The sequence below is a fragment of the Pedobacter sp. 05L430 genome (assembly GCF_056397585.1).
The window spans coordinates 1-408 of record NZ_JBFTNT010000649.1; the positions used below are offsets into that span (position 1 = coordinate 1).

Sequence of the window (408 nt, forward strand, 5' to 3'; positions counted from 1 at the left end):
GCCGATAGGTATACCGGTTTACCCTTATACATATGATCTCCAACAATTGCAGCACGCTGGGTAGCTAAATGTATCCGAATCTGATGCATCCTACCAGTTATTGGTTTACACTCTACCAGAGTATAATGTCTGTAGTTTTTAATGGAATTAAAATACGTTTCTGCACGTTTACCTTCCTTACGGTCTATAGTTACACTCTTATTTCCATCATTTAGAATAGGAAGGTCTATGAACAAGTCTTTAAAAGTAAACTGCCCATCAACAACAGCGTGGTATACTTTATTTACCTTACGCTTTTCAAATTGCATGGCTACAGAACGGTAAGCCTCAGGCGTTTTTGCAATAATAATTGCACCCGAAGTTTCTTTATCAAGGCGATGGCAAACCTGTGCATCGGCACTATATTGT

General features: G+C 39.0%; 1 protein-coding gene. It reads right to left on the reverse strand.

The features are described 5' to 3' along the window. The coding region (locus tag AC1DG9_RS27795; protein ID WP_477635803.1) for an RluA family pseudouridine synthase at window positions 1-408 on the reverse strand (408 nt) is incomplete at both ends.